The organism is Natrialba asiatica DSM 12278 (genome assembly GCF_000337555.1).
Lineage (GTDB): Archaea > Halobacteriota > Halobacteria > Halobacteriales > Natrialbaceae > Natrialba > Natrialba asiatica.
Map to the genome: position 1 here is coordinate 19,092 of NZ_AOIO01000020.1, position 26,953 is coordinate 46,044.

General features: G+C 65.0%; 32 protein-coding genes and 1 tRNA gene. 7 read left to right on the forward strand and 26 right to left on the reverse strand.

From position 1 onward, the window contains the following. Positions 1-63 precede the first annotated feature (63 nt). A complete protein-coding gene (locus C481_RS06185) occupies positions 64-627 on the forward strand; it encodes a type 1 glutamine amidotransferase domain-containing protein (protein WP_006108298.1) in 564 nt (187 codons plus the stop codon). 48 nt (positions 628-675) lie between these two features. Here C481_RS06185 and C481_RS06190 read toward each other — a convergent pair whose 3' ends face one another. From C481_RS06190 to C481_RS06200, 3 genes are all read right to left on the reverse strand, one after another. Then, positions 676-960: a translation initiation factor eIF-1A gene (locus C481_RS06190; RefSeq protein WP_082681805.1), complete on the reverse strand. Its 285-nt coding sequence runs from the start codon at positions 958-960 to the stop codon at positions 676-678. Positions 961-1,068: 108 nt separating this feature from the next. Then, a complete protein-coding gene (locus C481_RS06195) occupies positions 1,069-1,578 on the reverse strand; it encodes a YkgJ family cysteine cluster protein (RefSeq protein ID WP_006108302.1) in 510 nt (169 codons plus the stop codon). Between the two features lie 115 nt (positions 1,579-1,693). Then, positions 1,694-2,431, reverse strand: coding sequence for a fumarylacetoacetate hydrolase family protein (locus C481_RS06200; RefSeq protein WP_006108303.1), 738 nt, complete (start codon positions 2,429-2,431; stop codon positions 1,694-1,696). Between the two features lie 106 nt (positions 2,432-2,537). Here C481_RS06200 and C481_RS06205 point away from each other — a divergent pair, with 106 nt between their 5' ends. Further along, positions 2,538-3,428, forward strand: coding sequence for a sulfurtransferase (locus tag C481_RS06205; RefSeq protein ID WP_006108304.1), 891 nt, complete (start codon positions 2,538-2,540; stop codon positions 3,426-3,428). Positions 3,429-3,533: 105 nt separating this feature from the next. Here the strand turns inward: C481_RS06205 and C481_RS06210 are convergent, their stop codons facing one another. The 12 genes from C481_RS06210 to C481_RS06265 form a co-directional block, all read right to left on the reverse strand. Beyond that, the gene (locus C481_RS06210; RefSeq protein WP_006108305.1) at positions 3,534-3,752 is read right to left on the reverse strand and encodes a hypothetical protein; all 219 of its coding nucleotides are present in this window, start codon (positions 3,750-3,752) and stop codon (positions 3,534-3,536) included. Positions 3,753-3,904: 152 nt separating this feature from the next. Then, entirely contained in the window at positions 3,905-4,339 is a 435-nt protein-coding gene (locus C481_RS06215; protein ID WP_006108306.1) for a hypothetical protein, read from the reverse strand. Positions 4,340-4,364: 25 nt separating this feature from the next. Further along, positions 4,365-5,306, reverse strand: a complete 942-nt coding sequence (locus C481_RS06220) for an adenosylcobinamide amidohydrolase (RefSeq protein WP_006108307.1) — start codon at positions 5,304-5,306, stop codon at positions 4,365-4,367. Beyond that, positions 5,306-6,370, reverse strand: a complete 1,065-nt coding sequence (cobD, locus tag C481_RS06225) for a threonine-phosphate decarboxylase CobD (protein ID WP_006108308.1) — start codon at positions 6,368-6,370, stop codon at positions 5,306-5,308. The genes C481_RS06220 and cobD overlap by 1 nt, the downstream gene beginning before the upstream one ends. Then, positions 6,360-7,418, reverse strand: coding sequence for a nicotinate mononucleotide-dependent phosphoribosyltransferase CobT (cobT, locus tag C481_RS06230; RefSeq protein ID WP_006108309.1), 1,059 nt, complete (start codon positions 7,416-7,418; stop codon positions 6,360-6,362). The genes cobD and cobT overlap by 11 nt, the downstream gene beginning before the upstream one ends. Before the next feature lie 12 nt (positions 7,419-7,430). Next, positions 7,431-8,039, reverse strand: coding sequence for an NTP transferase domain-containing protein (locus C481_RS06235; protein WP_006108310.1), 609 nt, complete (start codon positions 8,037-8,039; stop codon positions 7,431-7,433). Beyond that, on the reverse strand, positions 8,039-8,806 hold the full coding sequence (gene cobS, locus C481_RS06240; RefSeq protein WP_006108311.1) for an adenosylcobinamide-GDP ribazoletransferase: 768 nt from the start codon (positions 8,804-8,806) through the stop codon (positions 8,039-8,041). Before cobS ends, C481_RS06235 begins: the two co-directional genes overlap by 1 nt. After that, a complete protein-coding gene (gene cbiB, locus C481_RS06245) occupies positions 8,797-9,819 on the reverse strand; it encodes an adenosylcobinamide-phosphate synthase CbiB (RefSeq protein WP_006108312.1) in 1,023 nt (340 codons plus the stop codon). The genes cobS and cbiB overlap by 10 nt, the downstream gene beginning before the upstream one ends. Before the next feature lie 57 nt (positions 9,820-9,876). Beyond that, a complete protein-coding gene (locus tag C481_RS06250; RefSeq protein WP_006108313.1) occupies positions 9,877-10,539 on the reverse strand; it encodes an HAD family hydrolase in 663 nt (220 codons plus the stop codon). A 127-nt stretch (positions 10,540-10,666) separates the two neighbouring features. Beyond that, positions 10,667-11,278, reverse strand: a complete 612-nt coding sequence (locus tag C481_RS06255; protein WP_006108314.1) for a translation initiation factor IF-2 subunit beta — start codon at positions 11,276-11,278, stop codon at positions 10,667-10,669. A gap of 75 nt (positions 11,279-11,353) precedes the next feature. Beyond that, positions 11,354-11,746, reverse strand: a complete 393-nt coding sequence (locus C481_RS06260) for a DUF5789 family protein (protein WP_006108315.1) — start codon at positions 11,744-11,746, stop codon at positions 11,354-11,356. A 565-nt stretch (positions 11,747-12,311) separates the two neighbouring features. Further along, a tRNA-Tyr gene (locus C481_RS06265) sits at positions 12,312-12,385 on the reverse strand. Between the two features lie 125 nt (positions 12,386-12,510). Here C481_RS06265 and C481_RS06270 point away from each other — a divergent pair. The 3 genes from C481_RS06270 (at position 12,511) to ftsZ (ending at position 14,840) form a co-directional block, all read left to right on the forward strand. Further along, positions 12,511-13,251: a double zinc ribbon domain-containing protein gene (locus tag C481_RS06270; protein WP_006108316.1), complete on the forward strand. Its 741-nt coding sequence runs from the start codon at positions 12,511-12,513 to the stop codon at positions 13,249-13,251. Between the two features lie 216 nt (positions 13,252-13,467). Beyond that, a complete protein-coding gene (locus tag C481_RS06275) occupies positions 13,468-13,647 on the forward strand; it encodes a ribbon-helix-helix domain-containing protein (protein ID WP_006108317.1) in 180 nt (59 codons plus the stop codon). A 2-nt stretch (positions 13,648-13,649) separates the two neighbouring features. After that, positions 13,650-14,840, forward strand: coding sequence for a cell division protein FtsZ (gene ftsZ / locus C481_RS06280; protein ID WP_006108318.1), 1,191 nt, complete (start codon positions 13,650-13,652; stop codon positions 14,838-14,840). A gap of 237 nt (positions 14,841-15,077) precedes the next feature. On the opposite strand, the gene ncsA is transcribed toward ftsZ, so the two are convergent. Further along, entirely contained in the window at positions 15,078-16,037 is a 960-nt protein-coding gene (gene ncsA / locus C481_RS06285; protein ID WP_006108319.1) for a tRNA 2-thiolation protein NcsA, read from the reverse strand. Positions 16,038-16,156: 119 nt separating this feature from the next. After that, entirely contained in the window at positions 16,157-16,876 is a 720-nt protein-coding gene (locus C481_RS06290) for an alpha/beta fold hydrolase (RefSeq protein WP_006108320.1), read from the reverse strand. 153 nt (positions 16,877-17,029) lie between these two features. Between C481_RS06290 and C481_RS06295 the strand changes: the two genes are divergently transcribed. Further along, positions 17,030-17,503 (forward strand): DUF4442 domain-containing protein, encoded by a 474-nt coding sequence (locus C481_RS06295; protein ID WP_006108321.1) that lies wholly within the window; start codon positions 17,030-17,032, stop codon positions 17,501-17,503. Positions 17,504-17,623: 120 nt separating this feature from the next. Beyond that, positions 17,624-18,304 (forward strand): DUF7095 family protein, encoded by a 681-nt coding sequence (locus C481_RS06300; RefSeq protein WP_006108322.1) that lies wholly within the window; start codon positions 17,624-17,626, stop codon positions 18,302-18,304. A 20-nt stretch (positions 18,305-18,324) separates the two neighbouring features. Here C481_RS06300 and C481_RS06305 read toward each other — a convergent pair whose 3' ends face one another. From C481_RS06305 to C481_RS06345, 9 genes are all read right to left on the reverse strand, one after another. After that, a complete protein-coding gene (locus C481_RS06305) occupies positions 18,325-19,125 on the reverse strand; it encodes a TOBE domain-containing protein (protein ID WP_006108323.1) in 801 nt (266 codons plus the stop codon). A gap of 52 nt (positions 19,126-19,177) precedes the next feature. Continuing rightward, the gene (locus tag C481_RS06310) at positions 19,178-20,044 is read right to left on the reverse strand and encodes an amino acid ABC transporter ATP-binding protein (RefSeq protein WP_049904467.1); all 867 of its coding nucleotides are present in this window, start codon (positions 20,042-20,044) and stop codon (positions 19,178-19,180) included. A gap of 2 nt (positions 20,045-20,046) precedes the next feature. Beyond that, positions 20,047-20,790 carry an ABC transporter permease gene (locus C481_RS06315; RefSeq protein ID WP_049904472.1) on the reverse strand — a complete coding sequence of 248 codons (744 nt, stop codon included), beginning with the start codon at positions 20,788-20,790 and terminating at the stop codon, positions 20,047-20,049. 97 nt (positions 20,791-20,887) lie between these two features. Beyond that, on the reverse strand, positions 20,888-21,820 hold the full coding sequence (locus C481_RS06320; RefSeq protein ID WP_006108326.1) for a substrate-binding domain-containing protein: 933 nt from the start codon (positions 21,818-21,820) through the stop codon (positions 20,888-20,890). Between the two features lie 346 nt (positions 21,821-22,166). Beyond that, positions 22,167-23,234 carry a zinc-dependent alcohol dehydrogenase family protein gene (locus C481_RS06325; RefSeq protein WP_006108327.1) on the reverse strand — a complete coding sequence of 356 codons (1,068 nt, stop codon included), beginning with the start codon at positions 23,232-23,234 and terminating at the stop codon, positions 22,167-22,169. 120 nt (positions 23,235-23,354) lie between these two features. Continuing rightward, on the reverse strand, positions 23,355-24,908 hold the full coding sequence (locus C481_RS06330; protein WP_006108328.1) for an aldehyde dehydrogenase family protein: 1,554 nt from the start codon (positions 24,906-24,908) through the stop codon (positions 23,355-23,357). A gap of 235 nt (positions 24,909-25,143) precedes the next feature. Then, the gene (locus C481_RS06335; protein WP_006108329.1) at positions 25,144-25,449 is read right to left on the reverse strand and encodes a 2Fe-2S iron-sulfur cluster-binding protein; all 306 of its coding nucleotides are present in this window, start codon (positions 25,447-25,449) and stop codon (positions 25,144-25,146) included. A gap of 6 nt (positions 25,450-25,455) precedes the next feature. After that, positions 25,456-25,812, reverse strand: coding sequence for a hypothetical protein (locus C481_RS06340; protein WP_006108330.1), 357 nt, complete (start codon positions 25,810-25,812; stop codon positions 25,456-25,458). Position 25,813: 1 nt separating this feature from the next. After that, positions 25,814-26,872 (reverse strand): ribonucleotide-diphosphate reductase subunit beta, encoded by a 1,059-nt coding sequence (locus tag C481_RS06345; RefSeq protein WP_006108331.1) that lies wholly within the window; start codon positions 26,870-26,872, stop codon positions 25,814-25,816. Positions 26,873-26,953 lie beyond the last annotated feature (81 nt).

Here is a 26,953-nt window from a genome sequence, read left to right on the forward strand (position 1 = left end):
CTGTCTCACCCAGTTGCAAGCGTAGGTACAACCGTTTTCCTTCTCCCGCACCGAGTTCAGTGCATGAGCACCGACGAGCGGTCACTCGACGGAACGACGGTCGGAATCTTCATCGCGCCGGCGGGGACCGAGGAAATCGAGTTCACCGAACCGAAACAGACGGTTGCCGACGCCGGCGCGACCGTCGACGTGCTCGGGAGCGAGACCGGCGAGGCTCAGAGCGTCAACAACGATCTCGAGGAGAGCGAGAGCTACGCGGTCGACAAACAGTTCAGCGAGGTCAGCGCGGACGATTACGACGCACTCATCGTTCCCGGCGGCACCGTCGGCGCGGATACGCTCCGACTCGACGAGGATGCGGTGTCCCTTCTCCGCGAGCACGTCGAAGCCGGAAAACCGGCCGGCGTAATCTGTCACGGCCCCTGGCTGCTCGTCGAGGCGGGCGTCGTCGACGGCCGGACGCTCACCTCCTATCCGAGTCTGCAGACGGATATCCGTAACGCGGGCGGCGAGTGGGTCGACGACGAACTCGTCACTGACCAGGGGCTCGTGACGAGCCGAAATCCGGACGATATCGACGCTTTCTGTGAGGGAATCGTCGAGGCGTTCGCAGGCGATTCGGTGTGAGAAGCGCGGCTCGGTCACGCGGGCGTCAGCACGCGAGCGCGAGTAAAATCAGTCGATGTGGCCTTCGCGGCGGAGCTGGTCGGCGTCCTGGCTGGTGTAGCGCCACTCGATCGTGGCCTTCTCGTCCTGCCAGTCCCAGGGTTCGGCGACGACGATGTCGTCCTGTTCGATCCAGGTGCGGTATTTCATCCGGCCGGGAATACGGCCAAGACGTTCCTCGCCGTCCGCACAGCGGAGTTGCACGTGGTTGCCGCCGAGGTGTTCGGTGACGACGGCGAATACTTCATCGTTGTTGGGCATACGGAGATTCCGTCGCCCGGAGTCTTCTGTCACACCTCCCCTACGTGGGGCAGCCGTTTAAACTATCGGAAAGGTGTGGTATCACGTGTCACTCAACGGGTGGCAAAAATTGGCCCGTTCGCGGGCAAATCATAAGGGATCTTAGAGTTCTCGATCCGAGTCTGGGTCGTCGAGGTCCCACAATAGCTCCGGCAGGAACGCCTCGAGGTTGTCGATCACGCGGCGTTCGCTGACGTTCAGTCCCTCACAGTGTTCGTGTGCTGACTCTCGAATATCGACGTGGAGGTCGCCCCCTTCGAGCCAGACGCCGAGCGGAAAGACCGAACACCGCGTCGGTTTCCAGTCCTCGTCCAGATGCAGCGAGCAGAGTCCGTCTTCCCGAAGAAACGCGCAGGCGTGACCGTCTTCAGCGACGTGCTCGTCCCGCGATTTTTCCTCGCGCGTGACGAACTTCTCGCCCCGAAAATCGGTCGTCGTCTCCGCGAGATTCGCGCGTTGGGCGAGTTCGAGTAAGTCCCTGTCGTACAGCAAGACGCCGTGCTGACAGCACCAGGTGCAGTCGTCGACACACTCGAAGGTGAGTTCCGGATCGAACTCGACGACGGCCTCGCGGCCGGGGTGGACCTCGACGCGGCGGGAGTCAGCGCTCACGTGTCGGCGGAGGGTGTTCGGCCTGAAGTGCCTTTCTACCCGTACCCATACCCGTTCGCACCCGCATTCGTACTCGTACCCGACGCTCACCGATCTGCCGCCGGTCGCGCTCCGCTCACTCGCTGTTTTCAGCCGACTTGACGACCGTATTCCGCAGCGTTCCGACGCCCTCGTAGGTGATTTCAACGGTATCTCCGGGTTCGACTAGGCCGGGATTGGCCGGACTGCCGAACGCGATCACGTCGCCGGGGCGAAGGGTGAACCGTTTCGAGAGATAAGAGACGATCTCGGCGACTCCGAACAGCATCAGATCCGTGGTCGCCTCCTGGCGACGCTCGCCCGCGACGTCGGTGTACATCTCGATCTCCGTCGCCGTCGCATCGAGTTCGGTTTCGAGCCACGGGCCGAGCGGGCCGGAGCCGTCGAAGGCCTTCCGCGCGGTGCGACCCTGCTGGTCGAGGGCGTCCACGTCGTTCATGATCGTGTAGCCGCGGACGACGTCGGCGACCTCGTCTTCGCTGACGTCGTGGCAGGGCTCGCCGATGACGGCCGCGAGTTCACCGGCGTAGGTCAGTTCGTCGGTGAACTCGGGGTAGGGAATCGGCTCCTCGTGGGCCAGCAGCGACGCCGGCGGCTTGATGAAGAAGTCGGGTTCCTCGGGGCGTTCGTATTCCATTTGCTCGAGCGTCTCGGCGTAGTTGCGGCCGACGCAGTACAGCGCCGTCGGCTCGCAGGGCGGGAGCAGTTCGCCGTCGACGCCGACCTCGTAGGTGCCGTCGTCGGTGTGGACGACGCCGTCCTCGTATCGGCCTGCTACAGGCCCGGACGACGTTTCGATCCGTGCGAGTCGCATACACAGCGGTCGTGGCTCGAGTTTGGTAGCCTTACCGGTTCAGTTTCGAACGTGTCGGTCCGGTCCGTGTTACGCTTTTGCCGTTGCTCGTCGGAGTCGCGCGTGCATGTCCGAATACGACACCGACGTGCTGGTTTCGGCGGATTGGGTCGAAGACCACCTCGACGAGTTCCAGGCCGACGATCCGGACTATCGTCTCGTGGAGGTCAACAGTCCCGAATCCCCGGAAGAGGGCGACTTTCCCTCGCGGTACGACGAGGGTCACATCCCCGGTGCGGTCGGACTCCAGTGGGACGACGACCTCTCCGATCCGGATCAGCGAGACATCCTGAAAAAGGCGGACTTCGAGGAGACGGTCGGCGAACGCGGCATCAGCGAGGACTCGACGGTCGTCTTCTACGGCGACGGCCACATTCCGAACTGGTTCGCCCTCTTCGCCTACTGGGAGTTCAAATACTACGGTCACGATGACGCACGCGTCCTCGATGGCGGGAAGGACTACTGGGTGAACGAAGACTACCCGCTGACCGACGAGGTACCCGACTTCGACGCCGTCGAGTACACCGCGAAGGGCCCCTTCGAAAGCATCCGCGCCTACAAAGACGACGTCGACAAGGCCCGCGAGGTCGGCATCCCGATGGTCGACGTTCGCTCACCCGCGGAGTTCTCCGGCGAGACCATCGCCCCCGAAGGACTCCAGGAGACCGCCCAGCGCGGCGGGCACATCCCCGGTGCCTCGAACGTCCCGGTGAAGACGAACCTGCGCGACGACGGTCGATTCAAGGGGCCGGACGAACTCGAAGAGATGTACGCCGACTCGGGAATCGACGGCGACGAATCCGTCGTCACGTACTGTCGCGTCGGCGAGCGCTCCGCAATCGCGTGGTTTACTCTCCACGAACTGCTCGGCTACGACGACGTGCACAACTACGACGGCTCCTGGACCGAATGGGGGAACCTCATCCGCGCGCCGATCGAGAAGGGTGAGGGCGACTGACCGGCACCGGCTACCGACGCCGTGTCGCTACGTCGCCGCGTTACCACGCCGCACCAGTTCGCCATTACAGCAGTTCGCCATTCCGCAGTTGCCGCCCACGAGGCGCTACTCCAGCACGAGGTACGTCCGCGCACCGCGGTGCTCGAGCGACACCTGATCCGTGTCGACATCCACCCGAGCCTGGACGAACTCGTCGATGCTCGCCGCATCGAGTTCGGTAACCTCGATCCGTTCGCGCTGTGGAGCCGTCGCCGTTTCGGGACTCGATTCGCTCTCAGTTTCAACCCCGATGGAGCCACCGCTTCGGTCGACGATCAGTGTCATACAACTCACTTAGGCTGACAGTACGTCAATCCGACCCGTCCGGAGTGGAAGTGAAAGTGGTCGCTGGAGCGCCTCACTACGGGAGATTCGATCGGAGACGAATCGGTTAGCAGTCGAAATCAAAATCGAAAGCGGCAGCGGTACCGACGCCGTCAGCCGAGCGACTTGAGTTCGACCTGCCGACGGCCGTGGTCGGTTTCGATCGAAACCGTCTCGGTCAGCGACTTGCGTGCGCGCTCTCGCCACGTCTCGACGGCCGTAGCGTGGCGTTTGCGCCGCTGGTCCGGTGTGAGTGACGGATCGCCCGAATCGGCGGGCTGTTCGCCGTCTTTCGTCCGGAGTTGCGGGTACGACGCACGCGCCTCAGCGTCGAGAACGTCGGCGGGATCGACGTGAACCGCCCCGGTCAGTTCAGCGTCATCGCGCCGGTAGACGTGAATCCGGGCCCGCATGCGGCCGTGAAACGGTGGCGTAATTCGCAGGACGGCCTCGCCGGGATTTTCCTGCGTATAGGCGTAGGCGTCGACAACGTCCGCCGGCGAGACGGCAATCGATCGGATCGCCGTCGGGTCGTCCTCCGCATCCATTATCGGGCGTTTGGCCTCCAATCGGTTAAGTACCGTCGTCCGGCGATACGGGCCGCTCGGGATCGGAACCGACGCCAGCACCAGTCGCCGGCCGAAAAACCGTCGCCTCGACCTCCGTCGAGACCCCGTAGGCCGCCCCTTCGACTGACGACGGGAGCGTGAACTCGGCGTCTCGGTAGTGCGCTCGCAACGAGGCGCGAACCGCCTCGCGAACGCAGGCCCGCGTTGCCGCTCCGACCGCGGTCGCGCTGCCGCTGAACTCGGCGCGACGGCCGGTCGGATCGTGACCGACGACGACCGCATCCGTGGTCGTCCCCGGAAACCCGGTTTCGGCGAGCAGCGTCGCGGTTTTGGCCTCCGTCGCAACCGCGAGGAGGTTCGTCAGCGCGCCGGGTGCGAGTTCGCGAGTCGTGCTGACGATGACGTTTACGGTACCGGTCCCCGGTTCCGAACTGTCGGCGTCGGTGCTGGCGCCAGCGTCGGGATTCTCCTCGGTGGTGACGGTCGAGCCGAGTTCAGTCGCGGATTCGCGACCGGAAAGCGAGCCGCCGCTCGGGTCCATCGGGAGGGCTGCGGGGTTCGAGATGCCGGCGGTCGCGTACGCGGTGACGGAGCCACAGCGTGCGCCGCGAGCGTCGTCGATGTCGACGCCGGTGAGCAGGGCCGGTCCGGGCAGCCTTCGGCTGGCATCCCCACTGTCGCTGTTCGCTTTCCCCTCGCTCTCCCCGAAACGGCCACCGCCGCAATCGCGTTCACGAACGCCAACTCCCGCCCGGTCGAGTCGGTCGACGATGTACGTCCCGAGATCCCGTTGCCCCCACCCGTCGGGAACCGAGAGGTTGTACGCGCAGTCGCTCGTCCAGCGACCGCCGTTCCAGCCGCTCGAGAGCCACTCCGTCCCGGGTCGGCGAATCCTGAGCACCCCGTCGCGCCGAACGGCCTCGTACGCGAACTCTCGCCCCGACATCAGCTAGCGCCACCACCGTCGTCGGTGTCACCGGCACCGACACCGAGCGCGGCGAGCAACCGATCGTTCGAGTCCCGGTCCTTGACCGCAACCCGAACGTGTGACTCGAGGGTCCGAAAGGTCCGCGCGTCGCGGACGGCGACGCCGCGCTCTCGCGCCGACGCGAGCACGTCCCCAACGTCGCGGCCACCGACGTCACACAGCAGGTACGGCGCATCGGAATCGCACACGTCGAATCCGAGTTCAGCGTCGAGCGTCTCGCGAAGCCGCGCGCGCTCGCTGGCGACGCGCGAACGAGTCGCGCGGATGAACTCGTCCTGACGCAGGCAGTATGCGCCGACGCGTGCGGCCGGCGTACCGAGCGACCACGCTCGACGGGCCGTCTCGAGGGCGTCGCGGCGCTCGCCGGTGGCGACGGCGAAGCCGGCGCGGAGTCCGGGCAGCCCGAACAGTTTGGTGAGCGAGCGCGCGACGATGACGTTTTCACGGTCGAGCGTGGCCGCCGACGGACGCTCGGTGAATCCGAGGAACGCCTCGTCGACGAGGAGGGTCGTCCCGGCTTCCGCACAGCGAGCGGCGAAGGCGGCCAGATCGTCCGGATCGACCACGTCGCCGGTCGGGTTGTTCGGCGTGCAGACGACCGCGAGCGAACAATTTTCAAGCGCCACCTGGCGCAGATCACAGCAGTCGTCGTACCGGACGAACCGCGGCGTCGCACCCTGTAATCGGACCTCACGGGCGTACTCGCCGAAACTGGGGTAGGGGACCAGCGCCTCGTCGCCGGGCTCGAGTTCGAGTTCCATCACCAGTCGAATCGCGGCCAGGCCGCCCGGCGTCGGGATTACTCGGTCGGAATCGCAGTCGACGAACGCGGCTGCGGCGGCCCGGAAGTCGGCGTAGTCGTCGTCGGGGTATCGGCGGGCGGCCTCGAGTGCGTCGGCGTATACGTCGTCGACGCCCGCGGGCGTCGACGGGTTGGTGTTCGCCGAGAAATCGAGAACGTCCGGGTCGGGGTCGCCGCCGTGGTGGACGCGGCTCCCGGCGCGGATCGACTCAGGATCCATCCTCGTCCCCCGTTTCCATCTGGCTCGGGTCTCCGACCCCCTCGCCGTCGGCATCGATTCCGAGCCGCGAACAGACGAGTTCGAACCGCTCTCTGACCGTTGCCATCTCGCCGTCCGGAACCAGTGAGAGCGCACCGCCCATCGCGACGCCCTCCTTCGCTTCGCCGGCACGGTAACGGTCCATCGCGACGTGCTCGTTCCCGTGGCGGTCGAAGCCCGGATCGGTGACCGTGAGTTCGCAGTCGAGTTCGCCACACGCCTCCCGAAGGGGTTGGCCCTGTTCGGCCGCGACGAACGAGGTCGTCGCGATTTCGAGCGCGGCGTCGACGCCGGCGTGGCGGAGGACGGCGGCGACGGCGACCATCTGGGTGCCGCCCGCGAGCGTCACGTCGGCTCCCGACTCGAGCGCGCCGGCCGCGACGCCCGCGACGGTCGGCTGGACCGGGTCGCCGACGGATCGAATCGCCGCAAACGGGTCCGCCGCGCAGTCGCCGGGTTCGAGATCGCTCGCCGCGAGGCCCTCGGAGACGACGCGGCGCTTGCGCTCGACCGGATTCTCGGGCAGCGACGACGAGACGCTCGTCGGCTCGCCCAGCGCGGTGAGCACGCCGAGCGCCGTCGTCGTCCCGCCGGGAATCGTCTCGCCGATCACGAGTTCACTCTCGCCGGCCGGCAGGCTCGCGCCGTAGCCGTACGCGCGGTCGAAAATCGCCGCCGCGCCGGGGACGGCCGCCGGTTCGCGGATGTCCGTCCCCGGTTGGACGCCGAGGTCCACCGTCGGCGAACTCGTCGGCTTCGCGAGGCCGGCGTCGACCACCGTTACGTCGAAGCCGACGACCTCGCGGACGGCCCGCGTGACGGCGGCGGGCGTCGGGCAGCCACTCGGGCTGACTGGCGTTACGGGCGAGCGCGCGGGCGCGCCGAACTCGAGGATCTCAACGTCTGCGGACGGCGTATGCGCCATGAGCTCCGGCGCCGCACCGGCGGCGCTGATGCCGTCGACGAGCGCCGTGTCGGTCGTTCCGGCGGTGAGGATGATGCGTGTCATTGGGATGGGTCGTTATCGATCGGTCGAACGACGGATGCGTTCGGTCGCAAGTCGGGCGTCTTCGCGGCGGTTCACGTTGATCGCGAGTCGCGGATCGTCGGTTACGTAGGTCATGGATTCGGCGGTGGAGTCGTCCGCCGTGGCGTCGACAACGTTGATGCCGGTCGGGACGAGTTCGTCGGGCGAGGTGGCCGTGTCGAGTCGGGAATCGATGCTGGTTCCGAGTCGTCGTTTACGGGCCTCGGGGACGCAGACGGTCAGCGAGCCCGCGTGACCGCGGTCGTCGTAGACCGTGAGTACCTCCTCGACGACCGCAGCGTCCAGAAGCGGAAGGTCGGCGGCGACGGTGAGTATCGGCGTCGTTACGTCCGGTCGGTCGAGAACCGCCCGGAGGTCGGCGACGTAGCCGTCACCGGCGGTGCTGATCGTCGTCACGGGACCGTCGGAAGCGGAGAGGTGGTCGCGGGTTTCCGGCGCGTTCGGCGATACCGCCGCGTAAACCACGCCGATGCGGCTCTGTACGAGCGCGGTCACGACGCGGTCGACCATTGCAATACCGTCGATCGGGTACAGCGGCTTCTCGCGGTCGCTCTCGAGGCGCGTTCCCTTTCCGCCGCACATCACAAGAGCGTCCACGCGATCACCCCCGCGTGCACGCCGGCGACGCGCCCCAGCTCGTTCGCCGCGCCGAAGATATCGCCGTTGATCCCGCCGAGGTGGCGGTTCGCCCAGTACCAGGGGAGGGTGACGCCCCCGATTCCGCCGCAGACGGCGACCGTCGCCGGATGCGGCCAGCCGATCGTCGCCGCCGAAAGGACGACTGCCGCCGGGACGAGCCACGATCCTGAACTCGCGGCCTCGGTGAACTGCCGGCCCATTCCCTCGTAGGGTGCGCGGCCGAAGCAGGCCATCGACGCCATGCCGAACTTCGCGCCGATTTCGGCTCCGATTGCGACCGTCACCGCCGTCAGGACCGGCAGTGAGGCGAGACCGAGCCCCGCGAGTGCGAGCCCGGCGACGGTGATCGCCACCGCGAGAATTGCACCAACACCCGTCGTCGTATCCTTCAGGACCTCCCGGCGGCGGTCGGAATCACCGTGGACTACGAGCGCGTCGCCGAGGTCGGCGACACCATCGAGGTGGTTGATCCCCATCACCGCGTATACGGCGAGGAGGTAACCGAACGCGACGGTCGGCGGTGCCAATACATCGGCCGCGAGTAACGGGAGTGCAGCGACCGCTCCCGCGGCGAGTCCGACGAGCGGAAAGGCGGCCGGCGTCGAGCGGAACGCGTCCCAGTCGCCGTCGTGGTGGTTGACCGGGAACCGCGTCAGAAAGCCGAGCGCCCCGCGAATTGCGCGGCCCCAGCGTCTGACGTTTACGACCATTGATCCACCCCCACGGAAAGTAATTCGACCGACGAGTTCAACGTGCCGCCCACCGGCCCATCCGCGACGCCGGACGCAGCAGCGAGCGAAGCGACTCCGACCGATGCGACGATCGCGAACAGGATCGCGACGGCTGCTGCCACCCCGACAACAGTCGTCGCTCGCGAACCGTCCGCCAGCGTCGGCAGCGGCGCTGTCGGATTGAGGTCGTACACGCCCGGTTTCGTGAGCCGAACGGAGAGCGCGCAGGCGAGCGTCGCCATCGGCCAGCCCGAGTTCGGCGACGGCGGAGCGCGAGTCCACGCGGTGGCGCGGCGGATCGCGAGCGGATCCACAGTAGCGAGTGCGATCGCCGCCGCCGTCACGCGGGCGGGAATCCACATCACGACATCGTCGAGGCGCGCACTCGCGCTGCCGATCGGTTTCGACGGATACCCGAGCATCGAATCCAGCGTGTTGACGCCTTTGACCCAGGCGGCGACCGCCGCGGCTCCCGGGAGCGAGACGGGAGCGAGCACCGCGAACGGGAGCACCGTCGCCACGACGCCGTCGGCGAGGTTTTCGGCCGCGCTCTCGACCGCCGCGCTACGGATCTCGGCCGGCGATAACGACGACACGTCCCGTCCGACGAGTCCTCGAACTCGACTACGAGCCGTTTCGAGATCCGTCGCGTTCCCTACAGTCGCGCTCACGACCTCGTCGGTCAGCGCGAGCAGCGACCGGAGACTCATCGTCAGAAAGAGGACGACCGCGGCGATTGCGGCACCGAGCAGCGGGAAAATCGTCGTGGAAACGAGGACGGCAGCGCCAGCGACGCCTGCGGGGACGAGCGGAACCAAGAGTGCAATTGCGCCTCCGACGAGACGCTGTCGCCGCTCGCTCTCGCTCCACTCGCGATCGAGTGCACCGACGAGACGGCCGAGCCAGGCGACGGGGTGCATCGAGTTCGGTGGCTCGCCGATGAGCCAGTCGAGTCCGACTGCGACGACGAGGACGATGACCGTCGTCAGCACCGTGGACCGTCCTCCGTGTTCGTGACGGGACGCCACGCCGGCTCCCGTTTCACGAGTTCAGGTCACCTCCAGGGCCGCGAGCCGATCCGCAATCGCGTCGAGGTTCGGTAGACGCGTTCGGGCAGTCGGTTCCGCGTCAGCGTCGAGAATCAGCGCCGTCCCGTCGACGGCTTCGACGCCGCCGTCCGTTCGCGGATCGTCGCCGACGTGGACGAGTTCGGACGGCTCGACGCCGAACTCGTCGGCGGTCACCTCGAATATTTCGGGTGCCGGCTTGCGCCAGCCACAGCCGACGCTCGTGACGATCGCGTCGAAGTCCTCGCGTGTGAGTTCCGATCGAACGAGCGTTCGTCCGACGAGTTCGGGGACGCTACAGTTCGAACAGAGGGCGACGGCGTGGCCCCGGGAGCGAGCGGCCTCGATCGCCTCCCGTGCGCCCGGTCTGGTCTCGACGGCGGGATCGAACGCCGCCACGACCGCCCGTCTGGGAACGTTGCCGCCGAACTCGACGCCGCGGCTCGCGAGCGCGCGAGAAACGTGCGCTGGGAGGGGGGTCTCTGCGCCCGCAGGTGCATCGATGTGCACTTCGGTATACGCGTCAGCCCAATCGTCCGGAACCGAGACGTCGCGGCTCTCGAGTTCGGTTGCGATGGCGGCGGCTGGATCGGTCGGATAGTCGGCGGTGACGAGCGTGTCGAAGAGATCGAACGAGACTCCCACGCTCGTGTGACTAGCCCAAGTTGACTTTATGGTCGCGGTTTTGGCGAGGCCGTCCTGGTGGGAGTCAGCGCCGTGAAAACGAACGGAACAGAACGGGGTAGTAATCGAACGGAAGCAGGGCCGGGAGTCAGTCGAGTCGAGCGAACGCGAGGTTACCCGAAATGTTCTTGATGTAGATGTCGACCACGTCGCCTTCCTGTGCGCCGGGGACGAAAATCGTGTACTCGCCCTTTTCTGCGACGCCGTCGCCCTTGCGTCCGGTGCCAGTGATCTCGACAGTGTAGGTCTTGCCCTCTTCGACGGCCTCCTGCTGTTGTTGCTGTTGGGTGCTCGCCGAGCGCTTGGTGACGGGGCGGAACGCACCGCAGGCGTCACAGCGCAACATCGGCGTCCGGTCCTCGCGCACGAGACGAGTGTCCGGCAGGCCACACTCCGAACAGAGAACGTATTCGTCGACGTAGGCCTCGACGGCGGCGTTAAAGTCCTGCTCCGAGAACGTCCCGTTGTACCGACCACGCCCGTCCTCGAATTTGCCGCTTGTCCCCATCTCGCGCTGGATAAATCGGTGCAGGTGTTCGTCCTCGCGCGAGAGCACATCGGCGATCTCGCCCAGGTTCGTAAACCGCGTAAACGCGCCGTCTTTTTGCGTTTCCGCATCCGGAATCTGTAACCGCTGCTCGTCGCCCCCAATGTCGGGGACATCGTCCATTGCTCGGTCGAGACTCGACTCGTAATCCATACACGAAACCAGACGACGCTGACGTAAATCGGTTCTGCTATCACGCTCCGGGGCCCGAATTGGCCTCGTCAGCCCTTAAAGCGAGTCGCTCCCACTTTCGCCAAGCGACCCCTGTTTTTCCTCGTCTAGCCGCGAGAGATCGCGCTCCGGATTCGCTTCGTTCGGACTCCCCGCCTCGCCTGTAATCTCTCCGTAAATCGCCTCCCGCGCTTCCTCCTGGCTGTCGAACTCTTCGTTGGCCAGCCGATCGAAGACGCTCCCGAGAGATTCCGTCTCGTTCGGCATATCGATCGGTTCGCTGCCGTACTCCGCCGCGATTTCTTCGCCCGTGATCGGGTACTCCATCTCGCCGAGGTGGCGGTTGACATCTTCGAGAATCGACTCGGTGGTGTCCGCTCGCTGGGATTTTCGCTGTTCGGCACGATCCTGAGCACGATCACGATCCGGTTCTGAACGATCCTCGCTCATACGCGCGGTATCACCACACGACCCAAAAGCCGACGGCCGGCGTTTGCGTGCTTGCCGTCGTCGGACGATGGGGACCCCCTTCGAGATCGAAGGGCGATCGACATAGGTTGCCATCGTCGCAGCCATTTATCCGCTCGCTGCGTGTTGTTTAACTGCCTGCGGTAGTTCCAACACCACCATCACCACCTACCACTACCGCACGGCTTAGCCGGTTTCTGGCCCCTTTCCGATACGCTCGGCCAAAGCAAACTGGATCGGGTGGACACCGATCTCCCCGCTTCTTCCGCCTCTCTATCTATGCGTAATCTCACTATTGCCGAAAATGGAATAGAGCCCGTTCCGCTGCGGTGATCGCTGTGTTATCTTCTGCTCGCTGGACGATCGTCACCCAGACCACCCCGAATTTCCATTACAAAATTCGCCAGCAAGGGAGACTCCCGAGTGGAAACGAGCTTCACTCCGGATTCACCGGTTGCTTCTCCGAACAAGAACCAGGGCGTACAAGCTCGAAAACTGACGCAAACGTCACCATCCGGTTTTGACTACAGTCCGGCGAGAATCCGAGTCCGCCCTCCCCGATTTGAACGGGGGGCAAGTCGATCTACAGTCGACTGCTCTACCAGTCTGAGCTAAGGGCGGGTGCACTCAAACGTAGTCGCCGAACGGAACATAAGGGTTATTATTTCAGCTGCTGGAATGAGTTTGGTAGCACGTAACAGCATGATTGATATAGGTGGCTCATCAATAGTCCTGTATATCGGGTTATGAGTAAGATCACGTTCCGCGCCGATGACGCCCTCGTCGACGAACTCGAGGCCCTCGATCTTTCGAAGAGCGAGGCAATGCGCCAGGCGCTTCGTTCGTACCTCGGTCACGAGGGGCCAGTCTCCGATACCCGCGCGGAGCGGAACGCGACAACCGATGCCGAATCTGGGAGTTCGGCACTCGATCGGACGCTCGACGAACTCGTCCGCGAACGCGTCGATGAACTCGTAGCCGAGCAGGTCGCGTCGCTTGTCGGCCAGACCAGTCCACAGGAGCCGTCATACGCCGGCGACAACCGACGTGGTGGACGCGTCCGCAACCGTGAGACACAGGACATCAATGTCACCGTCTCGCTCGCGGGGCAGGCGTTCCAGTCGGCTGACCAGCAATCTGAGACGCACGTGTCCGAACGAGCGTCGTCTGAAGACCCTATCAGAGGGCCAAACGACCAATCGGCTGATTCGGCACAGCGTTTACGAGCGAACTCGAGTCGAAACGCCAGCGGGCAGCCTTCACCGCACCAGGCCGACCAGGAACAGACTCAATCGGAATCGGTGCAAACGACGTGTGGACAGTGTGGCGAGCCCGTTGACGACGACCACGTCTACTGCCCGAACTGCGGGGAAAAATCCTCACGGCGATTGTTCTGTGAGTGCGGCGATGAGTTCAGATCCGATTGGTCGTTCTGTCCGGGCTGTGGACGCCGAACGCCAGCAGCGGACGTACTGGAGTCGAGGTAGCCGTAGACGCCAGATCGATGACTGTCGTAAGACAGTGATCGTCCGGATCGCCGGTAGTTTTATTATCCAAGACAGTATTCCGTTTATTCGCGTAAGACGGTCGTCTTACACCACATGCAAAACGGCGGAAATCGCCCGATGTCGGGCGGTTCCGGTGTAAGACACGACGTGTCTGACAGGGGCGCGCCACCGTCTTACCCTACGGGGAATATAACCATGGAGCGTGTGACACTGCGTATTCCGAAACAGCAGATCGACGAAGTAGAACAGTTGGTTGACTCGGGCGAGTTCCCAAACCGGAGTGAGGCGATCCGGTCGGCGGTCCGGGAAATGATCAACGAACAGTACGACGGCCACGGCGAACAGGCCGGTAAACACAACTGGGCCAAGGTGTAACGATGCAGGATATTGTTCAGGACGCCCTCGAGAACGCGGAACAGGAAGCCCGTGAGATGGACGCATCGATGGACGAAGACGAGTTCGGCGAGCCCCGGATCGTCATCGTCGGCTGCGGTGGTGCGGGGAACAACACCATCAATCGGCTGTACAACATCGGTGTCGACGGTGCTGACACGGTTGCGATCAATACGGACAAACAGCACCTGAAGATGATCGAGGCCGACACGAAGATCCTCGTCGGCAAGTCGCTCACGAACGGACTCGGTGCAGGTGGCGATCCGTCGATGGGCGAACGGGCGACGGAGATGGCCCAGAGTACGATCAAGGAAGTCCTCGGCGACGCAGACCTCGTCTTCGTGACCGCGGGGATGGGCGGTGGCACCGGCACGGGTGCCGCCCCCGTCGTCTCGAAGATCGCCAAAGAGCAGGGTGCGATCGTCGTCGGAATGGTCTCGACGCCCTTTAACGTCGAGCGCGCCCGCACGGTCAAAGCCGAGGAAGGTCTCGAGAAACTCCGCGAGCAGGCCGACTCCATCATCGTGCTGGACAACAACCGGCTGCTCGATTACGTCCCGAACCTGCCGATCGGCAAGGCGTTCTCCGTGATGGACCAGATCATCGCCGAGACCGTCAAAGGCATCTCGGAGACGATTACCCAGCCGTCCCTGATCAACCTGGACTACGCGGACATGTCCACGATCATGAACCAGGGCGGCGTCGCCGTCATGCTCGTCGGCGAAACCCAGGACAAGAACAAAACCGACGAGGTCGTCAAAGATGCGATGAACCACCCGCTGTTGGACGTCGACTACCGCGGTGCATCCGGCGGACTCGTCCACATCACGGGTGGCCCCGACCTCACACTCAAAGAGGCAGAAGGGATCGCGGACAACATCACGGAACGCCTCGAAGCCTCCGCAAACGTCATCTGGGGTGCCCGCATTCAGGAGAACTACAAGGGCAAGGTCCGCGTCATGGCGATCATGACCGGCGTCCAGAGCGCCCAGGTTCTCGGTCCGACGACGCAAAAGCAGGCCGACAAGTCCCGCGCCAGCATCGAAGGGCTCAACGATGCCGACTTCGACGCGAGCAACAACGTCGAATCCGGACGCAAACAGGGATTCGGCGCGCAGAGCGACGGCGGCCGAAGCGAACTCGAGAAACAAAACGGCGTCGACGTTATCCGGTAAACTCGTCGCTCTTCAGGCGATCGAGTGCAGTTTTGGTTTAAAACACACCGTGAGCGTCGGCCATGTATGACACGGCAGCATCTGTCGTACACATTGCATACAGCGACGCGGGTGAACGGTACACAGCGACGACATCGGAGATTCCGATTCGCGCTCTCACGGACTGCTGTCAGTCAGTTCCGGCGTACCCACGCGCTGTCCTGCGGTTGGGCCGGGAAATCGGTACAGCAAACCGTCTCAAACGAGCGCCTCGAGCAACGAACACTTCCGGCAGACCTCACGCGTCGTCGTCGACCCACACTCGACGCACTCCTGAAGGTCCGCACCGTCATCGCCGCTGAACTCGTCCGCCGCAATCTCCGCGACTTCTTCGTAGCCCGAGATGATCGAATGGCGCGTCCCGGGATGGTTCTCCTCTAACTCGTACAGCAACTGCTGGATCTCGCCGCGGTAGGCTTCGCTCGCGTGCGGACACTCCGTGATGTGCGCCGGGAGGTCCTCGAGATGGGCGTAGAGGGCGACCTCTTTCTCGGGAACGTCGCGAAGCGGTTTGGCGCGCGGCACGAACTCGCTCTGGTCCTCGCGTTTCGAGAGCGGGCCGAGACTCGCATCGAAGTGTTTGGCGATCTGTTCGACGTCGCCTTCGAGGAAGTTCATTAACGCCGTCTGGGCCTCGTCGTCCAAGTTGTGCCCCGTCAACAGCAGGTCGGCCTCGAGTTCATCGGCGTACGTCGAGAGCAGGTCTCGGCGGAAGACGCCGCAGTAGGCGCAGGCGGCCATATTCTCGGGGTCGTCCTCGACGACGTCGTCCATCCGAACGCCGAACTCCTCCGCGTAGGAGACGAGTTCGTGGTGAATGCCGAGGTCGTCGCTGAGTTCGACGCAGGCGTCGACGCTCTTGTCGCGGTAGCCCTCGATGCCCTCGTGAATCGTCAGGCCGACGAGTTCGATACGCGGGTCGTCGTCGAACGTGTCGTGGAGGAGCTGTGTGAGGACGACGCTGTCCTTGCCGCCGGAGAGGCCGATGACCCATGTTTGAGGGTTCTCGGGGGTTGCGTCCTGAGGGACGAGGTCGTCGCGTCGGATGCGACGGCGCACTCGTTTGGCGACGGATTCGCGGAAGTGATCGGCACAGAGGTGAGATCCGGAATAGGCGGCGTGCATGACCGCATCCTGGTCACACCGATTGCAGTCCATCGCGGAGAGGTTGCGGTCGAATGCGTATGTCGGTTTCGTCTCCATGGTCGCGGCCGGTCTTTCGCCGTCTCGGTCGCACCCGTCAGGAGACTCGCGTTCGAGCAGTGCGAAATCGCGCCTCAGGCCGGCACGATCGACCGCGCTTCGATAGCTTCGGCCCCATCTTCGAGGGCGTCGAGCAGGAGGTCGACGTAGTGCTCCCGCGTCGCGGAGGAAAAGAGTTCGTGACCGCCGTCGTAGAGGACGACGTGTTCCGCGGGGACGCGTTCGCCGATCGGGCGGAGGCTGATAACCGGGTCTCGAAGCGAGCAGAAGACGACCGCGTCGTGGTCGATCGTGAGCAGGTCCTGTTGGGCGTGGCGCGTCTCGCGGACGAACGCGGGCGAGACCCACTGCGGGGTCGTCGCGAGCTGGTGGTCGGTTGCCTGCTCACCGAGGGCATCGCGGTCCATTTCGCCGACGGGCAGACAGGGCAGCGTCGTCGGGAGCTTCGAAACCAGATCGAAAAGGGCGTCGGGATAGTCCGCGCCGTAGCCCCACCACGGACTCAGGTAGACGTGGTCGTCCGCGCCGTCTAACGCCTGGGCGACGAGTGCACCCGAACTGTGGGCCAACAGCTGGTACTCCTCGAGGTCGAGGACGTACTCCGCGATCGGCTCGAGCCAGTCCGCTTTGAAATCCTCGATGTTCGTCGGGAGTTCGAACGCGTGAACTCGATAGCCGGCGTCGGTCAGCTTCCCGATGAGCCAACTGACGTTCTCGTGGGTCCAGCGGTTGCCCCAGCCCATGACGAACACGAGTTCAGTGTCGCCGTCTTCGTTGAAGACGCGGTGTCGCATATCTTGGCATTCGATGTGATCGGATAAAAACCTGCTCTCTTGACACGATTCGCGCCGGCGTCCGACGGTGTCGGTGGACAGAGGCATCGACAACGCGCGGACACGAACACGGGGTTTACCAACGGCTTTGAGCGTACTCGACCGAGACGGCGTATGTTCGACTCGCTTCGCGCGCGACTCTACCGGATCGGGTTCAACCTCTTTCCGGCCTACCGCGGCACCGGCGGCCGCGTCACGTACATCGCGCCTGACTGGCAGGAGGTTCGGATCAAACTCCCGCACACCTGGCGGACGCGAAACTACGTCGGAACGACCTTCGGCGGCAGCATGTACGCCGCGACCGACCCGTTCTACATGATGATGCTCCTCAAGAATCTCGGCGACGAGTTCACCGTCTGGGACAAAGAGGCCGACATTCGATTTAAGAAACCGGGGCAAGAGACGTTGTACGCGCGGTTTACGATCAGCGACGAGGAACTGGCTGCGGTCCGCGCTGCACTCGCGGATTCGGAGACGGACTCGATCGATCGCCACTACACCGTCGACCTCGTCGACGCGGCCGGGACGGTGCACGCGACGGTTCGAAAGACGGTGTACGTGACGACCGATCGATCGAAGCGGGTTTGAATCGCCGCTGGGAGCAGGCGCGGGAACGGGGATGGGAACGCAATCGAAATCGAAATCGAAGCCGAAACCGAAAATGAAAACGAGAAACCGTTTTGCGACTCGAGACCCCACCAACCCATAATGAGTGGATTTGACCGCGCCGACGCGGTCGCCCGGCTCGAAGAACTCGTCGACACCGTCGAACGCGAACAGTTGCCGGTGCCCGTCCGCGAAGTCTGGGCCTTCGGCGACGTCGCGCTCGGCCTCGACCCGGTCGAACGCCTCGATGTCTACCTGACGAAGGACATCCTGTTGCGCGACGGGAGCGCGTCCGCCAGCGACACCGGAGACGACCCGGACGCCCGATTTCGCGACTCCCACGGCATTGCCGGCGTCGGCAAATCCGTCCGCGCCGACTGGGCCGACGACCATCCCGACCTCTTGCGAGCGAACGCGAACGGCCACGCCGCTCCCGAACGGTGTCTCGCCGCCCACCTGCTCGGCGACGAGGACGAGCCGATCCACCTCGAAGTCTGTAACGCCTCCTTCGAGGACAACGTCACCCAGCGTCTCCGCGGCGCGAAACGCCGTGGCGACTACACGCAACTGCTCGACCCCCGCGGCGTCTGCCTCTGGGCCGAGGGCACGAAAAGCGACGAGGCCTTCCGGAAACTCCGCGAGAGCGAACTCGCGCTGCCGACGCTCTCCGCGGCCCTGGAGATGCTCGGACTGGACGACGAGGAGGCGACCGAGGCCGCCCACGACCTCCACGCCTGGCGCGAGCAACAGGACGGCGTGACGGTTCGAGGCGACGTCGTCTGAGAACGGCGGGCTGTATTCTCCTACTCTCGGTTCTGTGCCGCCGGAATCGTCCGTGCCGCCGTCGCTTTGAACGACGCGCGCACCGCCGCGCCGGGTTCGAGTTCGAGTCGCTGCAGGCTCGTCCGCGTGATGACCGTTTGGAGGGTGAACTCGTTGCCATCGTCGTCACCGTCGCCACCGCCGCCGCCGAGATCGAGCGTAACTCTGGCGATGGCGTCGGCGGCGTCGATCGCCGTGACGGTTCCCGTAAACTGGTTTCGAAGGCTCGTCCGCCGCGGGTCGCCGCCGTCTGTGGCATCGCTATCGGTTGTCGACGCGTCGGACGCCGACGGATCGTCGGTCGCTGTCGCGTCGACTGTCGACGGATCGGACAGCACGACCGCATCCGAGCGGACGCCGACCTCGACCGTCCTCGCGTCGTCGGGAACGAGGGCGACGATCCGACCGATCGGCGTCTCGACCGTCCCGAGTTCACCAGTTCGATCGACCACGGTCCCCGGAAACACGGATTCGGTGACGCGGGCGACGCCGTCGAGTTCGGTCTGGTGGCGTTCGAACTGCTGGAGGAGATCGACAGCCGCGGGCGTGAGTTCGGTTCCGCCGCCGTCCGCACCGCCGCGGCGGCGTTTGGCGACCGCGCCGACTGCGTCCTCGAGTTCGACGACGCGACGCTGGAGGCGAGCGTACGAGCGCCCGAGCGCGTCGGCGGCGGCGTGCATCGAGCCGTGGCGGTCGATGGCTTCGAGCATCTCGACGTCCCGGCGGTCGATCGTCACGCCGTCGATGGCGAGTTCGGTTCGGTACCGCTTCTCGACGGTCACGGTGACCTCCGTCGTACGGGAATTGGTGGCATACGAAGACAATACAGCGCCATTAGTAAATCAACTCCCCGTCGATGAACTTTCGCGTTCGCGGGTCCTCCGGGTCTTCGAACATCGTCTTCGTCTCGCCGACCTCGATGATCCCGTCGCCGAGTAACACCGCAACCCGGTCGGCGACGCGCCGGGCTTGGTTCATGTCGTGCGTCGCGATCGCCACGCCGATCCCGCGCTCGCTCGCCTCGCGGACCGCATCCTCGATGACCGCCGTATTCCGCGGGTCGAGGTCCGACGTGGGTTCGTCGAGCAAGAGCACGTCGGGATCGAACGCCAGCGCCCGTGCAAACGCGACGCGCTGGGCCTCTCCGCCCGAGAGCGAACTCGCGTGCCGGTCGAGTTCGTCCGCGAGCCCGACCACGTCGAGCGCCTCGAGCGCCTCGCTCGTTCCGTCGCGCAACCCGACGAGGTCGGCGAACTCGCGGCGAAGGCGGTCGATCCAGGACTGGCGGACGTGCAGGCCGTACTCGGCGTTGCGTCGCACGCTCGCGTCGAAGAGGCTGGCGTCCTGGAACACCATGCCGATCCGCCGGCGGAAGGCGAGACGCTGTTGTGTCGTGATTTCCCAGACGTCGGTTCCGTCGTACTCCAGCGCCCCGTCGCGGGGCTGCTCGAACAGCGCAAGGAGACGCAGGAGCGTCGTCTTGCCGACTCCCGAAGGCCCGATGATCGCGACGACCTCGCCGGCGTCGATCGACAGCGAGACGGTTTCGAGGACGGTTTCGGAGCCGTATCCGTGCTGGATGTCGACGGCCCGGAGCGTCGGCGTCGACGTTGCTGTTGACGTCGATGTCGTCGTCGAAGACGGATCGTCCACCGTCCGTCCCGAACTCGCGTCCCTCGACGCCGTCGCCGACTCGTCCATCGTCATCGGTACCCTCCGTTGGTGCCCCCGAGGCGGATCACGAGCGCGTTGACGAGCAAGACGAGGACGACGAGAATCGCGCCGAGGAGAAACGCCGTATCGAACTGGCCGTTCCGGGCTTCGACGCGGATCGCCGTCGTAAGCGTCCGCGTGTAGGACTCGCCGTCCGATCCGACGATGTTGCCGCCCACGATGAGGACGCTGCCGATCTCGCTGATCGCCCGGCCGAATCCGGCGAGGACGGCGGTGACGAGTCCGTACCGGGCCTCTTTGATCGTGACGAGTGCGACATCGAGACGCGTCCCGCCCATCGCGAAGGCCGCATCGCGGACCTGCTGGTCGACGCTCGAGACGGCGGCGAGGCTCACGCCCATGATGACCGGCGTCGCGAGGACCAACTGGGACAGGATCATCGCCTCGGTCGTGAAGATCAGTTCGAGCGAGCCGAGCGGCCCTTGATTGGAGACGAGAAACAGGACCGAAAGCCCCACGACGACGCTCGGAAAGCCCATTCCGGTCGTGATGACCGACCGCAGAAAGCCCTTGCCGCGGAACTCGGTAAAACCGAGCACGAGCGCGACGGGGATGCTCAGGAGGGTACTCAGGGCGACGGCGACGAGACTGACGTAGAGCGAGACCTCGATGATGCTCCTGATGTAGATCCACTCGAAGGGGAACTCGGATTGGAGCGGGGCGATCGCCGCCACGTGCGGCGCCTGGCCGAGGCAGTCGCTACAGTCGGCCATCGACGCGGCGCTCGTTCGGATGATACTCACGATCGGTTCACCGGATTCGTCCTCGGGTATCGTCTCGTTGCTCGGTCACGCGTTATCACCACGTCGATTACGTCTCGTCGTCGCTTTGCCACCCCTCGGGGACGTACTGCTGGAAGTTCGGGTCCTCGCTTAACGCATCGGGGTAGAACAACTGCTCGCCGTTTGCCGTGTACTCCTCGATGATCGATTGCGCCTCGGGACTCGTCACGTAGCCGATGTACGCCATCGCCAGCGTGTACTCGACGTTGTCGTGAATCTCGGGGTTGACCGCGACGATCCCGTACGGGTTCGAGAGCAGTTCCGGCCCGCCCTCGATCGGTCCCTGCACGTGGATCTCGAGGTCGAGATCACTGCGCATCGAGAGGAAGGTTCCCCTGTCCGAGAGCGTATAGGTCCCGTCCAGGTTCGCCTGGTTCAACGCATCACCCATGCCGGATCCGATACTGCGATACCACTCGCCCGAGGGCTCCCCGAGCGACGTTTCGCCCCAGAGTTCCTGTTCTTTCGTGTACGTCCCCGAATTATCGCCGCGGGAGACGAACGTCGAACCGGTGTCGGCGATCGCTTCGAACGCCTCGACAACCGACTCGGTGCCGTTGATTCCGGCCGGATCGTCGGGCGGCCCGACGACGACGAAATCGTTGAACATCAGATCGCGCCGGTTCACGCCGTAGCCGTCCTGCATGAACTCGTCCTCGAGCGAGCGGGCGTGGACCATCACCACGTCGGAATCGCCGCGGCGAGCCGTTTTGATGGCGTTTCCGGTCCCCTGTGGAACCGGTTCGACCGTCACCCCGTAGTGCTCCTCGAACGGCGGGTTGAGTTCGCTTAGAAGCCCCGAATCGTCGGTGCTGGTCGTCGTGGTAAGTGTGAGCGACGCGCCGCTCACGTCCGGCATATCGTCGCCTTCGTCCGATCCACCGTTTCCGAGACAGCCCGCACTGCCGACGGCGAGACCACCCCCGACTGTCGCGATGAACGCTCGGCGTTGTATCGACATCGATATATCGTTATCATTCGGTGTGCAAATAGCTATGGGGAACTCGTAACCGGAGGTGGTTACAATTCTCCGAGCCGGTGATCGAACGCCCCTCCGTGCGACATTCTGAAACCGGCCGGCTGCCGACAGTAACCGCCGGCCGTTTCACTGCAGCGTGAACGCGGTAGGGGTTCGTGACTGTGATCGTGATTGCATGCTCGAATCGTCGCACACGGACAGCGGTCGGCGATATCGCGCCGTCTGACCCAGCCTTGGCCCGCGGCGGGGAGGACGAGCGTCACGCCGAGCAATGGTTGAATCGTCGCCGTCCCGGCCCTTCGTCAGTCGATAGGTTCGGGTCCGCGTTCTAGAACTCGGTACAGACCGGGATACCCAGGGTGTCGTACTCGCCGAGGCGGTCCATCACGTCGGGCACGTCCTCGAGCGAACAGGTTTCCGTGACGATCGTTCCCGGATCGATCGTCCCCGCCGTCATCATCCGGAAGATTTCGTCGTACTCGTTCGGCGGCATACCGTACGAGCCGTAGAACTCGCGTTCGTCGGTGACCATCGTATCGATCGGCACGGCGATCTCGCCGGCCTCGTCCGACGTCGTCATCCCGATCTGGAGGTGCTGACCGCCCTTTCCGAGCGAGTTCACCGAGTTTTGAACCGTCTCCGCGACGCCGAGGGCGTCGATCGAGACGGCGACGCCGCGACTCCGCTCGGTGTGGGCTTTCACGGCCTGCGGAACGTCGTCGACGGCCGTCGCGTCGACGGTCTCGACGGCACCGACTTCCTCGGCCATGGCGAGTTTGTCGGCGGCGATGTCGACGGCGATCACGTTCGCGCCGAGCGCGCTCGCGACGTGGGTCGCGGAGAGTCCGACGCCGCCGCAGCCGTGGACCGCAACCCAGTCGCCGGCGGTGACGTCCACGCGGTGAACGACGCCGTGGAAGGCGGTGGCGAACCGACAGCCCAGACCCGCGACTTCCGCGGCATCGACCGAGTCGGGAACCTGAACGAGGTTCTGGTCGGCGTTTCGAACCGGGTACTCCTCGGCGAAGGCACCCTGCTGGAACGGGACGAATCCCATCGGAACGGACCGTTCGCAGATGTTCGCCCGTCCCGCTCGACAGTGGGGACACGTCCCGTCGCTCAGGTTGAACGGATTCGTCACGCGGTCGCCCTCGCCGACGCGCTCGACGTTCTCGCCGACCTCGACGACGCGACCGACGGGTTCGTGGCCGAATATCAATCCCGGCGACGGGACCAGTCCGATCCAGTCCCAGTCGCCCTGCCACGCGTGCCAGTCGCTCCGACAGATGCCGCAGGCTTCGGTCTCGACGACGACGCCGTCCGGCTCGCACTCCGGCCGATCTACGTCCTCGACCGCGAGCGGTTCGTCCACGCCCTGGAACACGACTGCTTTCATAGCCGGTCACACGAGATCCGCCCCCATAAAATTAATCATCGATCATTATGTAATGGGCGCAGCTATCGACGCGCCACAAGCGCCGCCATCCGAGGCGGGTCGCCGACCGCTAGCGCTCGGTCAGCCCATCTTCGGAACGCCGCCCAGATTCACCTTCACCGTCTTCACCTGCGAGTATTCCGCGAGCGCCTCTTCGGCGAGTTCACGTCCCGTCCCGCTTTCCTTGTAGCCGCCGTGGGGTGCCGGATCGAAGAGGTCGTTGTAGGTGTTGATCCAGACCGTCCCCGCCTCGAGTTCGGCGGCGAACTCGTGGGCCGTTCGGAGGTCTTCGGTCCAGACGCCCGCGGCGAGGCCGTAGGACGTGTCGTTCGCTCGTCGAAGGACCTCCTCGGGGTCGCGCCACTCGAAGACGGAGAGTACGGGGCCGAACACCTCCTCGCAGCCGATGCAGTCGTCGTCGCCGACGTCGGTCAACACCGTCGGCCGAACGAAGGGTGCTCCCTCGAGTTCACCTTCGATCCCGCCGGTTCCACCGGCGGCAACCGTCGCGCCCTCGGCGACGGCCGTCTCGACGTACTCGCGAACGCGCTCCCGGTGTGCGTGGTCGATCATCGGTCCGACGTCCGTCGCGGGGGCGAGCGGATCGCCGACGACGAGGCCGGCGACGGCATCGCGAAGGCGTTCGATGAACTCGGCGGCGATGTCTTCGTGGAGGTACAGCCGCGAGCCGGCGGTACACTGCTGGCCGGAGTTGAAGAAGATACTCACGAGCGTCCCCTCGATCGCCCGCTCGAGATCGGCGTCGGGGAAGACGATGTTCGGACTCTTGCCGCCGAGTTCGAGCGAGGTCGGCGTAATCGTCTGTGCGGCGTTCTCGAGGGTTGCGACGCCCGCCGCGCGCGAGCCGGTCAGACTCAGTTTGTCGATGTCCTCGTGAGAGGTCATCGCTGCCCCGACCGCGTCGCCGGTACCGGTGACGACGTTGACGGTCCCCGGCGGCAGCACTCGGTCGCAGATTCGCGCGACCGCGAGGGAGGAAAGCGCGGCTCGCTCGGAGGGCTTGAAGACCACCGCGTTGCCGGCTGCAAGCGCCGGGCCGAGCTTCCACGCGACGAACATCGCGGGGAAGTTCCACGCGGAGATCGCGCCGACGACGCCGTAGGGCTCCCGGTGCGTGAAGACGCGTTTTTCGTCCCCCGTCGGGACGACGCGCCCTTCGTCGGTCGAGCGCGCGAGCGCCGCGAAGTGGCGGAACTGCTCGACCAGCACCTCGCAGTCGACAAACAGCGCGTGGAGGTTCGGCTTCCCGGTCTCGAGGCTGTCGAGTTTCGCGATTTCCGTCGTCCGACCTGCCAGCCGATCGGCGATCTCCCCGAGTCGGTCGGCCCGTTGTCCGGGCGTGAGCTGTCCCCAGCTCCCCTCGACGGCCGCCCGTGCGGCCTCGACGGCCCGGTCTACGTCCTCGGGAGTGCCGCGTTGTACGGTCGCGAGTTCAGCGCCCGTCGTCGCGTCGATGGCGACGCCGTCCTCGCCCGTCGCGGCGTCGACCCACTCGCCGGCGATCAGGTGCCCGTACCGCTCGCGCGAGACGACCGTCTCGGCCGCGGCCCGGTGGCGTTCGCGGACGGCGTCGCTCACCTCGTAGCGCGCCCGGTCGTAAAACTGCTCCTGCATCGACGATCACCGGCCCTCCGGCGCGCGGCGGCCGCGGATCGGTGCCGGTTCGAGCGCGACGATTGCCCAGCGTTCGGTTCGTGGTGGCTGTGTGTGAATCACATGCATCTATGGACAAGCCATCGTCGCTCCCGCTCGTCAGCGTGATCCCTCGGAAACGCGGGGCTCTTTAAACGGGAAGCGACCGCCTCACCGGATCGCATGCCCAACGCGACAGCGGTCGGCGACAGACGGCTCACAGCGCGTCGAGACCGAGTAGTTCGTTCTGGACGCGCTCGCCCACCCGAATCTCACAGTCCGCTCGCGGGGACGAACAACACAGCAGCACGTAGCCGTCGGCCTCCTGGTCCGGCGTGAGCGCCGTCCCGCCACCGTCGAGGTCCCCCGCGAGCAGTTCGCCGGCACACGAGGTACACATGCCGTTCCGACAGGAGTGGGGCAGTTCGAGTCCGGCTCGCTCGGCCGCGTCGAGGACGAACTCGTCGGGGGCGACCTCGATCGTCTCCGTCCCGTCCTCGAAGTAAAACGTGATCTCGTACATCTCCGTTTAGATCCGCTGGCGAAGCTCGTACAGTTCCAGCGCCTCCAGGCGCGGATCGCCGGTCCCCACCTCGTCGTGATCGAGACTGGTGCCGCTGATACTCTCGTTGAACGAGGTGCTGACGCCCTCGTCCTCGAACGTCGAATCCATGATGTAGGCGACGTTCTCGCGGACCTCGTCGGCGCTCTGGCCGAGTTCGGCGGCGGCGTCCTCGATCGCCTCGGCAACCTCCTCCTCCGTAGCGGTGAACTCGGCTCCGCGCGCGAGTTCGGTTAGTTCGGTCGGTTCGGTGTCCGCGTCGGTCGCAGTGGCGGTGTCGGCTGGCGCATCAGTCGCGTTCGTGGGGTCCGCGTTGTCCGTCATATTATCGCCCTCCGTCGGCCGCGGCTTCGACGCCGCGCTTTCGCTGGTACAGGTCCCGATACGTCCGAACCGCGTCGTCGATGTCCCTCTCGAGACACTCCTGGTGGCGGTCGGCGACGCGGCCGACGACGGTCCGGTGGTCCATGTCGAGATCGAGCGCTTCGTTGAACTGGCCGTCGATGAGGTGTCCGACCCGCATCAGGAGGTCGTTAAAGTTGATTTCGAGCGGATCGTCGACGGCGTCCGTGAACATGTAGCCGAAGTCCGCGACCGCCGGGACGTTCTCGTACAGAACGTCGACGATCGCCTGGCTGACTCCCTGGAACTCGGGTTCCCCGGCGCGTTCCTTCGCGATGAGTTCGGAGAGCGCTTCGACGCCGTGGGTCATGTGTCGTCCCTCGTCGGTGCTGATGAACTTGAACCCGTGATTCAAAAGCGGTAGCGGCGCGTTCCGGGAGAGTTTGTTGATCGAGTAGAAGCCGCCGCGAGCGAGCAGTCCCTCGACGATCATGTGGTAGACCGTCAGCGCCTTCGCGATGTCGACCGGGTCCCTCGAGTGGGCGGCCCTGGCCGTGAGTTGGCCCTGCCGATCGAAGATTTCGCCGAGGCCGGTCGCCTGGACGATCGGGATCCGAGCGCCGCCGCGTTTCGGGTTGAGGTCGGCGAACACGTCCTGCTCGCCCATCACCTCGTGCATGTACACGTCGAGGAACTGCGTGTGCTTGTGCTCGGTCAGGGTGAACATCGTCATGTACATCTCCATCTCCTCGTTGTCGTCGAAACACGGCGCGCCCGCGATGCGCTGGAGGTGGTGACTCGCATCCTCGCCGACGGCGAACTCGCCGTCAAGGAATCCCGACAGCAGGTATCGAATCTGCTTTCGCTCGCCGGGTTCGAGCGATTCCCAAATCGCTCGGTCCTCCTCGAAGCCGACCTCGTCGAACAGTTTTTCGACGTTCCACGTCCCGAGCTCGACCCCCTTCTGGAAGAGGTCGTACCACTTACTCGAGGTATCGATCCGTTCGGCCTGGAATCCTGACTGTGTGGTAGATTGTGACACAGGAACGCTTCGCCGCAGTTACCAATGAGCGTACCCGCTCGAATACGCGGGAGTTGAAGTCCTTCCGCTCGCGTTTCTCTC